The organism is Streptomyces sp. NPDC102259 (assembly GCF_044766465.1).
In the GTDB taxonomy this organism is placed as follows: Bacteria; Actinomycetota; Actinomycetes; order Streptomycetales; family Streptomycetaceae; genus Streptomyces.
Genome location: NZ_JBIWMA010000036.1, coordinates 1 through 14178 on the forward strand (window position 1 = coordinate 1; position 14178 = coordinate 14178).

Consider the following 14178-nt stretch of genomic DNA (forward strand, 5'->3'; position numbering starts at 1 on the left):
CCCGCGGAGCGGGATATGCAGCGCTGGCGCGCTGCATAGGGAATGACTCCGCTGACGCTCCGTCGGATTCCCGCGCAAGCGCGTGAATCGAATTCCGCAAGCGGAATTCTGAGTGCGTATCAATTCGCGCAAGCGCGAATTGGGGGAATCCCGCAAGCGGGATTCCTGGGGCTGGCAGTAAGGGGTAGGTGCATCAGGCGTGGGACTGTGTGGGGCTTGGGATTCCCAGCTACCACCCCTGTAACGGATGTGACGAACCGTCGGCCTGACGGGGTGCCGGCCTCGTTGTAGTGACGGGTTCCGCTGCGCTCCACCCTGAACCCCTCCCCCACTGTCTACCTGTCCCGGCATGTTCACCTATCGCCCTGTTCAGCATAGAGGACAGTCGACCGTTCGTGGGCGAGATCGAGTCACTGTGCCACCCTCGGGAGCGAAGTTGGCGGACGGCTGATGCATCATGCGTCGTGACTGTGTAGAGTCTGGGATCAGATGCTACACCCCTACCGCCGCGCACCTTGCGCCTGAATTCTATTTACTATTACGCGCCGCATTCCGCGAAAAAGGAGAGCACGGGGCATGGCCGTGAAGCTGCGTGATCACCAGATCGAGGCCGTTTCCGCCATTGTGCGGGGTCTTGATGTTCCGCCGGGCGGTATTTCCTGGAATGGTCTTCGCGGGCAGGTGCACGCGGCGTGTGGCACGGGGAAGACGATGATGGCTGCGGCGTCGGCGAGGCGGCTTGTGCCCAGGGGGCGTGTGCTCGTGTTGGTGCCGACGCTGGATCTGCTGGCGCAGACGGTGAGGGCCTGGCACGAGGCCGGGCACAAGGGGCCGGCGGTGGCGGTGTGTTCGCTCCAGGACGATCCGGAGCTGTGGTCGTTGAAGGTGCGCTCCACGACGAACCCGATCCAGTTGGCGCTGTGGCACGGGCAGGGGCCCGTCACCATCTACGCCACCTACGCGTCTTTGGGTGTTCTGGCGGAGGCGTTCGAGGGTGTCTACGGCCAGAAGCTTGATCCACTAGACCTCGCGGTCGTTGATGAAGCCCACAGGACAAGTGGCTCGATGGGTAAGGCGTGGGCGGACATCCACGACCAGAGTGTGATCCCGGCGTACCGGCGCCTGTACCTGACGGCGACGCCGCGGATCTGGGAAGAGCGGCTCAACCGCGAGGTTGCCGAAGGGGTGCGTGACCCGCTGCCGCGCGAGATGGCGGCCTCCATGGACGACGAGAAAGTCTTCGGACCTGTCCTCTACAAGCTCTCGCTCGCGTCGGCCGTGTCGCGCGGGTTGCTGGCGCGGTACCAGATCATCGTCCTGGAGCTGAAGGACCCCGTCGTCACTCCCGAGCGGTTGATGGGCGAGGAGCGGCACACGGAAGAGGTGCGGGGGCAGCGCCTCGGGGCTTTGCAGGCCGCGTTGCTGCACACGATGGCGCAGCACGACCTGTCGACGTGTATCACCTTCCACCACCGGACCATCGAGGCACAGGCCTACGCGGAAGGCCTGGAGCGCGTCGCGGCCAAACTGCACGCCGATCAGCCGGAGAAGTACCCGAAGCGGATCTGGGCCAACTGGCTGTGCGGCGAACACGTCCCCGAGCACCGGCGGGAGGTCCTCGGCTCGTTCGGGTCCACGGCGCAGCGGGCCGTGCTCTCGAACTGTCGCGTTTTGGGCGAGGGTGTCGACATCAGAAGCGTGGACAGCGTCGCCCTCCTGGACCCCAAGGGCGCACCCCACGACATCGTCCAGGCCATCGGACGCGCTCTCCGCCAGAAGCCCGGACAAGGGAAACTTGCCTCTCTCATCGTGCCGGTGTTCCTCCAGCCCGGAGAAAAGCCGGAAGACATGTTCACCTCCGGCTCATACCGGCCCCTGGTAAAAGTCCTGGAAGGCCTGCGGGCCCACGATGAAGAGGCCGTGGAACTGCTGGCGATTCCACAGGAGCCACAGAAGGACATCGCACAACCGTCCGTGAACATCGGTGCCGCGCCCGGAGACGGTGAGGAAGAATCCCGGCTGCTGCTCCGTTTCGCGGCCCCCCGGGATCCAGTGATGGTCGCGGACTGGGTCTCCTTCAACGTGATCGACACCGAACGCCAGGACTGGGCCCGCGGCTGGGCCAAGCTGAAGACGTACGTCGAACGGGTCGGGAACGCCAGGGTGCCCTACGGACACCGCGAGGGCGCGACACCGCTCGGACAATGGGTCGCCGAACAACGACGCGCCTACGCAGCCGGGCAGATGACCGGCCAACGCGCCCGCCGGCTCGAACAGCTCGGCATGGTCTGGTCCGTAGCGGATGAGAGGTTCCAGGAGAACCTGGAAGCCGCCAAGGCGTACTACGACCAGCACTGGACACTCTGCGCACCCCGCACCGCGACAGCGCTCGACAAACCGTTGGGGATGTGGCTCGCGAATTTGCGGCGACCCGGCGCCCTCGACGGACATCCCGAGTGGAAGACGGCGCTGGAAGCCGTAGACGAGGACTGGAACCCCGTGTGGCCGGCCGACTGGCAACGCCACTACGCCGCACTACGCGAACTGGTCGCCGACGAACAAGGCCAAGCCGGCGCGGTGAAAGTCCTGCCCGGCCTCACCGTCCACGGCATGGACATCGGGAAGTGGTTGGCCAAGCAGCAGACGCCGAAGGTCTGGGAGGCTCTGAGGGACGGGCAACGCGAGCGCCTGCAGCAACTCGGCATCACACCGCCCGCCCCGGCGCCGGAGGCTCCCGCGAACGCGTCCACGGCGCCCGTGAGCGCCTTCGACAAGGGCGTCGCAGCCCTGGCGCAGTACAAGACCCGCACCGGCTCGGTGACCGTCCCACGGGCCCACGTAGAGACGCTGGAGGACGGCACCGAAGTCCGGCTCGGAGTATGGATCATGAACCAGAAGGGACGCCGCACGAAGCTCACCCCCGACCGACTCCAGACACTCGCCCACCTGGGACTCGAATGGGCCAGGGTGTAGGGCATTCGAGGAGGAACGACAGCATGAGAATCATGCTCGACAACAACATCTGGTCCTATTTGGGGGATGAGCGGGCTGGGAACCGGTTCAAGACGGTCGCTCATTCCCTCGGGTATCACGTGGTAACCGCGCCGAGCGTCCTGCTCGAGGTGCTGCAGCATCCCCGCTCGGACATGCGGGCGGCCATCATCGAGGCCATCACGACCGCGACGGACGAACGGCTGCGCAGCGAGGCCGACCAGGAAGGTGCCGAGGTCATCTCCGAAGTACGCCGTCTGCACCCTGAGTGGATGAGGGCAATGCCCGACACCGGACGCGAGGCGGCGTGGCGTACGTACTGGACCAAAAGGTTCTGGCGGGAGGCGGTGGAGCACCACGACCGATTGCGCGACACGGCGCCGGCCCGGCGGACCGCGCGCACGGTGGGCTTCCTGGTGGATAACCAGAAGGAGCAGCGGGAGCGTTGGCGCGAAGCTGGGTTCGATCTCGGCGACCTCTCCCAGATCACGCTGGCCCCGAGTGAGGAGACGACGGTCGAGCAGCAGACTGGGTGGGCACCTGGCGAAAGGATCGCGGCATGGCGGCCGTACAGCCAGGAGGTGTACTGGCATGCCTTCGCAAGGGGCCGCCGATCTGTGCTCACGCATGAGGAGACCACTTACGCCGACTGGGTCGGCGCCCGGGTGGACCTCCGCGCCATGTGCGCCTCGCGGGAGGTGTTCAACCGGTTCTGGCTGTACGAGGTGGAGCCCGTTCACATGCCACGCGCCTGGCTGCGGTGTGCGGCAGACACCGTGCAGATGGACATGAAGGTCACCGCCGGCAACCCCCTAGACGTCCAACACGCCGCCTACCTGCCGGACTGCGAAGTGTTCCTCACCGCCGACAAGAACTTCCTGCGGGTACTGGACCGCATCGCCGAGCAGGCCCCGGTCCCCGTAGGTAGAGCCCGCCGGGTGGCCCCGGCGGCCCACGACGGCATCGTGGAGGCGATTGAGGCCACACTGCACACCCTCTGAGTCGCGCTGCCCTCGGCGGCCCGCCCAGGGCAGCGCTTCAATCTGTCGTTGCGGCGCTGCGGAGCAGGGCTTACTGGTTGAGGTTCTCGTCTCGGATCATGCGGCGCAGGCTGGTGCGGGCTGCGGCGAGGTCGCCTTCCAGTTGGGTGACGCGGGTGTGAAGAGTCGTGTTCTCGGTGGTGGTGTGCTGAAGCTGGGCCGTCAGCTGGTGGTTGTGCTGGGTGAGTTCGTCGATGCGCGTGGTCAGACTCTGGCTGCTGACGGCGTCGAGTTGTTGTCCGAGATGGTGGCTCATGGCGGTGCGGAGCCGGTCGCGTTCTTCTCGGAGGGTGGTGATCTCCTGGCGGGCGAGTTCGAGGTCCGTGCGCAGGCTGGCTGGGGTCGAAGGGCTGGGGAGTTGGCTGATTGTGGGGCGTGCGTTCTGGCGGGTTTGTGCGGCGTAGATATGTTCGCGGACGCCTTCGGCGTAGGTGAGCCAGGTGGAGACGCCGGCGGTGCGGGCAACGGCGGTGTGGGTGATGGGGGCGCCGTCGCGTTCAAGGCGTTCGATGGCGGTCAGGACGCGGAGGCGTTTGTCGATGCTGTCGCGGCGGCGGGCCTGTGCCAGCGGGGTCGGGTTGCCATTGGGATTCATCGGGGAGTTGTCCGGTGGGGGTTGAGGACGGTGAGCGGCAGGTGGGTGCGGGTGGTGCCGGCTCGGGTTCTACGCAGGACGGCGCTGGCCTGCTCGAGTTCTTCCTGTTCGGCTTCGGGCAGGGCGGACAGGCGTCGGCGCATGCGGTCGACGACCTGCTCGAATGCGGTGATCTGCGCGGTGAGAGCGGTGATGACAAAGTCGGCGGCGTCCATCGCGCGGGCGGTCTCGCGGTCGGCGCGCAGTTCGTTGATGTGCTGCTCGATGGCGGGTAGGTAGGAGGGGTCGGGGCGGTAGTAGCCGCAGCCGGCGCACTGGAAGCGGATCGGACAGGAGTCGCCTCCGGCTTTGACGTTCGACGGTTCGGTGCATCCGCCGTAGGGGACGGCGACCGAGCGCAGGTCGTAGCCGCTGGGTGAGCTGGGCGTGGGGTGTCCGTGGCGGTCGACGACGTGGGCGGTGAGGGCGGCGACCGCGGTGCGTTTTCGTTTGAGGGAGACCTGGTAGTAGCGCTGCGTCATGGCGATGGAGTGATGGTCCATCAGCTCACGGAGTACGTCGACGGGGGTTCCCGCGTCCGCGTGGCGCTGGGCGTAGGAGTGGCGGAAGGCGTAGGGGTAGATCAAGGAGCGGTTGAAGGGGAGGCGGCCGCCGGCGGCGTCGGTGCCTTCGGCGTGGAGTTCGGGCAGGGAGTCGACCCAGGTGCGCAGGGTTTCGCTGATGTAGTTGGCGCTGAGGTGCCGGTCGGCGCTTTGATCGCTGAGGGCGGGGAAGAGGTAGTCGTCACCGCGGGCGGGGAGCTGGAGGTGGTCGCGGCGGGCCTGCCATCGGCGGATGTCCTGGGCGGTGGAGGCCGTGATCGGCAGACGGCGGCGGTGTCGGCGCCGTTTGCGGTTGTCCCAGATCAGGGAGGTCTGGCCGTGGTCGGTCTCCAAGCAGTCGCGGGGCAGGGAGGCGATCTCCAGGGGGCGACGGCCGGTGTCGCGCAGGAGGATGTAGACGGTCTGGTACAGCAGCTGGAGGTCGGTGGCAGGGATGTCGCGGCGGCCCTGGACGTCCCCGAGGCCGAGCGTGTGCAGGTGGGTGTCGAGCTGCCGGATCACGGATTCGGGAACGGCTTTGCCGATGCCGTCCTCGTCGACCTCTTCCAGTCGGATGCGGTGCTCGACGGGGTCGCGGGTGAAGGCTCCGGCGAGGGTGTCGAGGTGGCCTGAGCGGCGGCCGTAGTCGATCAGCTGGAAGAAACAGCCTGCGAGGGTCCGTCGCTGGGAGGACCGGTAGAGGGTGCCGTCCTGGCGGACGGCGGTGCGGATGGCGTCGACGACCGCGGAGGCATCGGCGAAGGTCAGGGCGGCCGGGTCCAGCCCTTGTCCCGGCCGCTGGGCCAGGGCTGCGGAGGCGAGGGTGATCGCGCGCATCGTGTTGGAGAAGACGTCGGTGCGCGGGGAGCTGGTGGTCGCCCAGTGCCGTACGAGGTGGCGCAGCCAGGGCTGGTGGAGAGTTCGCAGGTCCGCGGTCCCGGACATGTGGCGGGGTGCGGATCCCGTCGTGGTGCGCAGGCCGATGGTGCGCAGGTCCAGGACGTCGGGATCGTCCAGCGGGCGGCCGGTGAACTCCTCGAAGCCGGTGCGGACGGCGGTGCGCAGCCGCTTCAGGATCCGGGCTGCGCCGGCATCGCGGCTGGCGAGCCGGTCGGGGCCGATGTCGTCGGCCAGGAGGGTGGTGGCGCCGGACAGGTCGCGTACGAGGTGGCGGATGCGGTGGGGTTCCAGCATCCGGGTCCACCGGTCGGCCTGCTGCAGGCTGTAGAGGACTTCTTGGCGCAGCAGGTCGCCCAGGGGCAGCAGGCTGAACTGGTGGCTGGCCAGGTAAGGGCTCTGGGTCGGTGCCCACTGGCGGGCGGCGATGGGGTGGGTGCGGTTGTCCTGGCTCCACTGGCGGGCGTGGTAGTTGCACAGGCCGCGGGAGTTGTAGGAGGGGCTCGGGCAGACGGGCACCAGGCAGGGGATCACCTCGGTGAAGGGGCGGGCCCGGTCGCGCAGCCACGTTTCCTCGGTGTCTTTGGCGGCGTGGTACTTCCAGGTGTTGTAGTGGGTGCAGCACATGCCCTTGCAGTGGCGGGGACGGACACACTGCACACCGTCACGGGTGATGGAGCACCGGGCGGTCACCATCCCGCGAGCGCTGCGGTTCCGCACCGGCTGATGGGTCGCGGCGAACTGGTCCGGGTCCAGGCCGGAGGCCTTCACCTGCTCGGCGCACAGCGAGCAGAAGATGTTGCGGCTGATGACGATGAGATCGCACCGCTGGGTCCGGCACGTAGAGGAGGACGTGCGCGGGCTGTGGAGGTCGCCGGTGAACAGCCAGTTGCGCGCGTCCCATTCCCCCGCCCGCCAGCCGAGGTCGAGGCGGTCCTCCAGCCAGGTACGCCACGTCTCGGTGTCCCAGGAGACGCGGCTCGCCGGGTCGGAGGGCGCCAACACGCGTAGTGCCCGGCTCATGGGTGCTCCCGCAGGGCCTGGACGCGTTCGACGGCCTGTCGTTTCTCGGTGTCGTCGACGTGGCGGTAGCGCTCCATCGACAGCGGCGAAACATGCCCCAGCAGATGCTGGACGACATCCCGGTCCACTCCGCCGCGGAGCCAGGCTGTGGCGGCGGAGTGGCGCAGCATGTGAGGGCGGAAGGGGTGGGCGGCGGTGCGGGCCAGGCGGTCGAAGAGGTCCTTGGCGTTGGGATAGGACATCGCACGTCCGAGGGGCGCGCGGAAGAGATTGACGAACACCATCTCGCTCTCGGCCGCCGCCGGACCGACTGCGTCGCGTTCGTACTGGTAGTCGGCGTAGAAGGCGACCAGGTCGGCGGTGACCGGCATGGTGCGGGAGCGGCGGGACTTGGCCAGCGCGCCGTTGGGGTTGTCCGTGCGACGGCGGACGTGCAGGTGCGGGCCGTCGGTGCCGCAGCCCAGCACGCGGGACGAGGCCAGCAGGTGCATATCGCCACGGTGCAGCCCAAGCGCTTCGCCGATCCGCAGCCCGGTACACGCCAGCAACGCGATCAGGAACCGGTCCCGGGCCCGCCCCGCAACAGCGATCATGGCGGCGATCTGCTCGGAACTGAGGTCCTGGTAGCCCGGATCGGTCAGCGCGAACCGGAACGCGGCCGCCTCCACCGTACGCAACTGGCCCGTCTCACCCGGGTCATAGCCCGGCGGAAGATGGAACAGCTGCTTCGGCTCCGACAGCACCGCCACCGTCGCGGGCGCAACCCAGCCGTGCACGGCACCGAACCTGAGGAAGCCGCTCACCACGGTCATCACCGCGTTCGCCGTCCCCGGCGAGCGGAACCGCGGCTCAAGCGGCGGCCGGCGACCCCGCGCAGGGAGGGGTTCGGTGATCAGCCACCGCTGCAAGCCCGCCAGCTCCAGAAACCGCGGAGCGGCCCAGTCGAGGCCCCGGTCCTGGCAGTAGTCCAGGTACAGCGCCACCCGGCCCGCGTACACACGCTCGGTGTTCGGCGAACAGCCCCGCGACCGCAGCGAGGCCAGGTAGGCGGTGGCCTGTAGATGCAGGGCGTAGGTGCTGGCATCGACCACCACCCACCGCACCCCACCACCAGCAGACACCGACCGGAAAGCGAGGAAGCCAGGAGACACGCGCCGAACGTAACTCGCACCCAGAGCCCCGGTGCCGGACTTCCCGGAACGCCCCTCCACCACAGGTCGGAGCGCGTACCCTACATCCCCCACACCAACAGCGACCCCAGATAATGTCGACGCCTTCGCCGAGGATCTTGGCGTTGGCCAGTACTCCCCGCTCGGCGTCGGTGAAGCGGGCGATGATGTCGGCGCGCCGGTGGGGGCTGTGGGTGCCGTCGATGGACTGCACGACGACGTCGTCCGCCCAGTCGGGGCGCAGTTCGTCGGGGAGGGAGCGCAGGGTGTGGGCGAACTGGCGGGCGAAGTCGGCGGCGTCGGCGATTTGCTGGAAGTAGACGAACACGTGCCGCAGGTCCTGCTCGCGCATGGCTTTGAGGATGGCCAGGTGCAGCGCGGTGGTGCGGCGTGCGGTGGGCCCGGCTTCCGGATCGGTGAGGGCGGTGCGCAGTTCGGTGTCGGTGATGGTGGGGACGACGAGCTGGTAGTCGGCCAGGACGCCGTCGTCGATGGCGTCGGCGTGGGAGTAGGTGTGCAGGCGGGGGCCGAAGATCTTCGGCTGGTCCATGGTGGCCAGCAGGGCCGGGTCGTCCCAGGCCGGTGCGGTGGCGGCGGTGCGCTTGGGCTGCGCCCTGGTGGTGGGCGGCTCGGTCAGGCGGGGGGCTTCCCACACATACGGGGTGGCGGTGAGGTAGAGGCGTCGCTCGGCAGGGATGCGCTCGTTGTCGTGCAGCGCGGTCCAGTTCTTCTCCCAGGTGCCGGCCGTGGCGTGGGCTTCGTCCACGATCAGCAGGCCGAAGACGGGGGCGGGGAAGATCGCGGAGTGCTGGGCCTCTTCGATCTTGGACAGCGAATCGTAGGTGAAGAACACCGTTGCTTTGGGGTGGCGGCCCAGCCAGTAGGCCAGGTACTCCCCCGCGTTGGCCGAGTCGACCTCGGCCTCGGCGAGGAGCGGGTGGGATTCGGCGCGCAGCGAGGAGACGGTGATCATCGGCTCGCGGCGGCCGTCCGCGCGGGCGGCCGCCGCCCACTGCGCGATCAGGTCCAGGCTGGGCACCGCCACCGCCAGATGGCGTACGCCGAGTTCCTCGGCGACGCGCAGGGCAAAGAGGGTCTTGCCGGTGCCGCAGGCGGAGACTGCGTGCCCGCGGGTGCGCGGGCGACGCAGGTGGCGGACCGTGCTGGCGAGGCCCTCCTGCTGGTCCGTGCGCAGGACCAGACGCCCGGTGTGTTCTGTGGCGGGGGGGCTGGCTGTCATCGCACGGTTCCTCGGCATACGTGAGGGGCTGGCTCGCTTCATTCTCGCGTACAGCAGGGGTGCGGTGCAGTGTCTCTGCTCTGGCGGGGGCACGCTGAGAGCCGTGCGCGCCCCGTGATCGGTGTTGTCGGTTGCGGATAGTGGGCGATTGCTCGGGGTCGGGCCGCTCTCCGCTTGATTTCATGCAGCCCGGCGGAAGGCTGTCTTGCGTGCCGTGGGCAGGCGTAGAAGGTCTTGCAGGGGTGTGCCGTGTTCGGCCCACCGGCGCAGGCGCTCGCGGTCGACCCAGTGCACTTGGTGGCGTTCGCCCCATGTTTTGGCGTCCCGGGTGAAGGAGCCGTTGGTGACCACGACTGCGGTATCGGCTCCGTGCGCGGGGCCTGCGGTTCCTTTGACCTGGTACATCACTGATGAGCCGACCTTGCCGGCGACGGTGGTGTGCTTGGCCTGCAGGACGATCCTGCCGCGTTGGCGGTCTTCGCCGATGACGTCTGCGGCCTGGTCTCCTTGTCGGCCGACCTGCCGTGCGTTCCAGCCGTCGCGGAGGAGCAGGTCACGCAGTGCGAATTCGAAGGCTCGGTCGTCCATGGCGTCGAGTTGTGCGAGCGTGATCCGGAGCCGGGCCAGCGTCTCGGCCCGCACCTTCCGGGCCCGTACTTCACGGATGAACCGCCAGGCTGCGTAGCCGAGGGCGAGAGCTGCGAGGAGGGCGAGCCATGGCCAGATGCGGACGGCTGCCTGCCACGTGGCTGTGGCGATCTTGGCCAGCAGCCAGAGTGCGGCGCAGGCGACGGCTGCGGCGGAGACCTGTTCCCTGCCGCCTCGGGGTGGGCGCAGCCGGGGCGAGTGGCGGGGCATCAGCGGCCCACGCTTGCTGACACTGATGGTGTAGGGGTTTGCGGCGTTGCCGGGGAGGCCTCTCCGAAGCCGATGAGCTGGCTCCATAGCCACACCACCGCAATCAGCCCTGCGATCGACCAGCCGCTCAGCTTCTTTGCGCTGGGGCCGGGATTGCGCCGGTAATGACTTCGCACCCTGTGGTAGCCCTCGGGCGGCTTCGCCACTGCTTCCTCCTCCGTAGTGCCAGGCCGTCAACTGCGGTCTGATCTATGGGAATTGGTGTAGCAGTGGGCACTGACAAATCCGCCGGTTTGATCAGTGCAGGCCATGGCGCTGCCTCGAAAACGCGCCGTGAGGCGCGTATGCGTCCGGCGGTGTTCGAATGTGAGGGGCAGCAGTCCTCGGGCCTGCGGAAACCCCCGTCATGCGGCCGGGCTGACGTGTGTTGGCACGGCTCAGGTGGCTGGATGCAGGTGTTCATGCTGCCCAGCGCTCTGTTTCCGTCGCTTCGATCACATGCAGAAATGGCAGGAAGCGGTTCGTGTTCGATGTGTTGCGTCTGGGAGACGCGAGTCGACTGCTTCTGGGGATGTGCGGCTCTCGGCGCCGGGAGCCGCATGGAGGCTGCCTTCTCGGCTGGGACTGAGGGGTGTGAGGGCAGCCCCGACGGCTTGTGGTCACGGCTGGGGTCGACGGCGGGGTGAAGATCGGCAGGTGCCCGTGGCCTGGGGGGTGCTGTGTTCTGGTCGGGGAAGGGCCGTGGAGAGTCTGGCGTCCTGTCGTGCGGTCATTCGGCGGATTCGGTCAGGTGTGTGAGGGTGGAGCCGTCGATGTGCTTGGAGATGTGCAGGCGCTGGGTGATGCGGCGGCGCAGTTCAGGGACGTGGCTGATGAGTCCGACAGTGCGGTCGTGGGCGCGCAGGGAGTCCAGGACGTCGAGGACTTGGTGGAGGGTGTCTTCGTCGAGGGTGCCGAAGCCTTCGTCGATGAAGAGGGTGTCCAGTGCCTGGCCGCCGGCTTCGGCGGTGACGATGTCGGCCAGGCCCAGGGCGAGGGCCAGGGAGACGTAGAAGGATTCGCCGCCGGAGAGGGTGTCGGTGTGGCGTTTGTGTCCGCTCCAGGCGTCGAGGACCTTGAGGTCCAGGCCTGATTTGGCGCCTCGGGCGGCTCTGTCGTCGGAGTGGACGAGGGTGAAGCGGTGGTGGGACATGCGTGACAGGCGGGTGTTGGCGGCGTCGACGACGTCTTCGAGACGGGCTGCCAGTACGTAGGACTCCAGTTGCATGCGGAGCTGGTTGCTGGTTGAACCGCCGCTGATGAGGCCGTGGAGGTGATCTACGGTGCGGTAGTCGTCCTCGAGGGGTTCCAGGCGCTGGATCTGGGTTTCCAGCTGCCCGGTGAGGGTGGCCAGGGCGGTTGCGCGGGCGGCGGCCTGGGTGGCGAGGGCTGCCGTGCGGGAGTGGGTCGTGGTGGCGGTGTTCAGCTCGGTGACGGCGTGCTCGAGGTCGGCCGACGGCTGGACGATGGCTGCCTGCAGTTCGGGTTCGGCGAGCCGGGCGGTCAGGACGAGGCACTGTTCACGCCACTGGGTGATCTCGCTGTCGATCGCGGTGAGTTCGTCGTCGGGCAGGCGGGCGGCGAAGGCATCGGCCGGGGAGGCGAAGCCTGCCGCGAGCGCTGCCTGCTCCGCGAGAGCGGTGGCGTTGCGTCGGTCTGCGGCGGTTGTTGCCACGGTGGCCGCGCACGCGGCGGCGGCCTCGAGCCGGCCGGCGTTCTGGGTGAGGCGAGTGATGCGGTCGGCGAGTGTGGCGTGTCCGTTGAGGGCGGCCGCGAGGCGGTGGGTGAGCTCTTCGCGCTGGGTGTACAGGCTGTCGTAGGTGGCGTCGGCGGCGCCCAGGCGTGCGGTTGCGGTGTTGCGGGTGTGCTCGGTGTCGGCCTGTTCCTTTTCCAGGAGGGCGAGTTGTTCGCCGGCCGGTCCGGCGTCGGCTGCCTGGGAGAGGGCGTCGGCGAGGCGTTGTGCGAGGTCGGTGCGGTGGGCGGTGAGGTCGGCGAGGGGGGTGTCGCCGCCGGCTTCACCGCGGGCCGTGGCGGCCTGTTCGTTCAGCTGGGCCAGGGCCTCTTTGGCCTTGTTCTCGCTCTGCTGGGCTCGGGTGTGGGCGGCTTCGGCGGCCTGTTCGTCGGCGGCGGTGGGCTGGCCTGGCTGGGCGGTGGCGGGTGCGGGATGGGTGGGGGAACCGCATACGGGGCAGTCTTCGCCGTCCACGAGCCGGCCGGCGAGTTCGGCGACGATGCCGTCCGTGCGTCGGCGCCGGATGTCGACGTACGTTTGCGCGGCTTGCTCGGAGTCCCTCTCGGCCCGGCTGAGGGTTGTACGGGCGCCGCTGACCTGCTGGTCGAGTGCGTCACGGCGCCTGGCGGCTTCCAGCTGCTTCTCGACGAGGTTGAGGGTGGGGGTGAGTTCGCGGCCGGTCTCCTGCGCGCTGCGGGCGGCTTCCAAGCGTGCGACAAGGTCGGCGCGGCGTTGCGGGAGGGCGTTGAGCCATTCCTGGGCGTCGGTGAGGGTTTCGGTGAGCTGCTGGCGCTCGCGGTCGAGTGTGGCCAGTTCTGCCGTGTGGCGCTGGAGGGTGGCCTCCTCGGGCAGGAGTGCCTGGGCGGCGCCGGTGTCGGCGTGCAGTTGCTGTGCGGCGTGGGTGAGGCCGGCGGTGTCGAGGGATGCGTGTTCGGGCGGCAAGAGGGCGCGGGCGCGGCTGTCGTCGTCCCGGGCACGGGTGTGCTCGAGGTCGGCGGTGTGTGCCGTCTCCAGGACGGATTGGAGTTGTTGGGCTTTCGCGGCGCGGTCGCGGCGTTCCGCGAGGTCGTCGTGGTGAGTGGTCTGCTCGTGGAGCAGTTCGAGGTCGTGTGCGGTGGTGCGGTGGGCCTGTTGGAGACGGTGGAGGTCGCGGACGGTCTGTTCTGCCAGGCGGGCTTCCCCCAACTGTTGTGCGGCGGTCTCGGTGTCGGTGTCGGCGGCGTCCTGGCGGATGAGAGCCTGGCGGTGCAGAGCGCCGGCCCAGGCGCGGGCGGGTGCGGTGAGGGTGGCGGGGTCGTCGGCCCGGGGGGCGTCCTGGGCGGGTTCGAGTTCGTCGCCTGCTGCCTGCTGGATGCGTTCGGCCAGGCGCAGGACGTCGGCGCGGGCCTCGTCGCGTGTCTTGGCGGTGAGGTTTTTGCGGTTGGCGAGGAATTCTTCGATGAGGCCGAAGCGGCGGGTGCCGAAGAGGGTGCCGAGCAGGATGCGGCGTTCGGATGCGTCGGCGCGCAGGAACTTGGTGAACTCGTTCTGCGGGAGCAGGACGACCTGGCAGAACTGCTGCCGGGTCAGGCGCAGGAGGGACTTGATCTCTTCTCCGGCTTCCTTGTGGGACTTGATGACGCCTTCCCACTGGCCGTGTCCGTGTTCGTCGAGGACCCACTGGTGAAGGTAGGTTTCGGCCTTCTGGTCGACGAGCTCTGCGCTGTTGCGCAGGTGGGGTCGCTTCTGGGCGGGGATCCTGCGGATCTGCAGGCGCTTGCCGGCCAGGGTTACTTCCAGGGTCACTTCGGTCAGCAGGTCCGCGGGAGCGTGGTCGCTGCGCAGCCGCATGTTGCGTTCGTGAGGCGGCAGGCCGTAGAGGGCGAAGCAGATGGCGGCGAACAGGGTGCTCTTGCCGGCGCCAGTGTCGCCGTGCAGGAGGAACAGGCCGTCGGCGGACAAGGCGTCGAAGTCGACGGTGTGCCGACGGGCGAAGGGGCCGAAGGCCTGCAGGCGCAGGGAGTGCAGACGCAT

8 protein-coding genes are annotated in these 14178 nt (G+C 68.6%); 2 read left to right on the plus strand and 6 right to left on the minus strand.

Annotated features, from left to right (window positions below):
• Positions 1-576 precede the first annotated feature (576 nt).
• Both ACIRPU_RS41190 and ACIRPU_RS41195 read left to right on the plus strand, forming a co-directional pair.
• The gene (locus tag ACIRPU_RS41190; protein WP_403877396.1) at positions 577-2973 is read left to right on the plus strand and encodes a Helicase associated domain protein; all 2397 of its coding nucleotides are present in this window, start codon (positions 577-579) and stop codon (positions 2971-2973) included.
• A 32-nt stretch (positions 2974-3005) separates the two neighbouring features.
• A complete protein-coding gene (locus tag ACIRPU_RS41195; RefSeq protein WP_403877399.1) occupies positions 3006-3992 on the plus strand; it encodes a hypothetical protein in 987 nt (328 codons plus the stop codon).
• 70 nt (positions 3993-4062) lie between these two features.
• Here ACIRPU_RS41195 and ACIRPU_RS41200 read toward each other — a convergent pair whose 3' ends face one another.
• The 6 genes from ACIRPU_RS41200 to ACIRPU_RS41225 form a co-directional block, all read right to left on the minus strand.
• The gene (locus ACIRPU_RS41200; RefSeq protein WP_403877402.1) at positions 4063-4626 is read right to left on the minus strand and encodes a hypothetical protein; all 564 of its coding nucleotides are present in this window, start codon (positions 4624-4626) and stop codon (positions 4063-4065) included.
• Complete coding sequence (locus ACIRPU_RS41205; RefSeq protein ID WP_403877405.1) at positions 4623-7127, minus strand: tyrosine-type recombinase/integrase; 2505 nt, start codon at positions 7125-7127, stop codon at positions 4623-4625. The genes ACIRPU_RS41200 and ACIRPU_RS41205 overlap by 4 nt, the downstream gene beginning before the upstream one ends.
• Positions 7124-7939: a tyrosine-type recombinase/integrase gene (locus tag ACIRPU_RS41210; protein ID WP_403877408.1), complete on the minus strand. Its 816-nt coding sequence runs from the start codon at positions 7937-7939 to the stop codon at positions 7124-7126. The genes ACIRPU_RS41205 and ACIRPU_RS41210 overlap by 4 nt, the downstream gene beginning before the upstream one ends.
• 37 nt (positions 7940-7976) lie before the next feature.
• Positions 7977-9536, minus strand: a complete 1560-nt coding sequence (locus tag ACIRPU_RS41215) for a DEAD/DEAH box helicase family protein (RefSeq protein ID WP_403877411.1) — start codon at positions 9534-9536, stop codon at positions 7977-7979.
• 180 nt (positions 9537-9716) lie between these two features.
• A complete protein-coding gene (locus ACIRPU_RS41220) occupies positions 9717-10394 on the minus strand; it encodes a restriction endonuclease (RefSeq protein ID WP_403877414.1) in 678 nt (225 codons plus the stop codon).
• Positions 10395-11163: 769 nt separating this feature from the next.
• Positions 11164-14178, minus strand: coding sequence for an AAA family ATPase (locus ACIRPU_RS41225; protein WP_403877417.1), 3015 nt, complete (start codon positions 14176-14178; stop codon positions 11164-11166).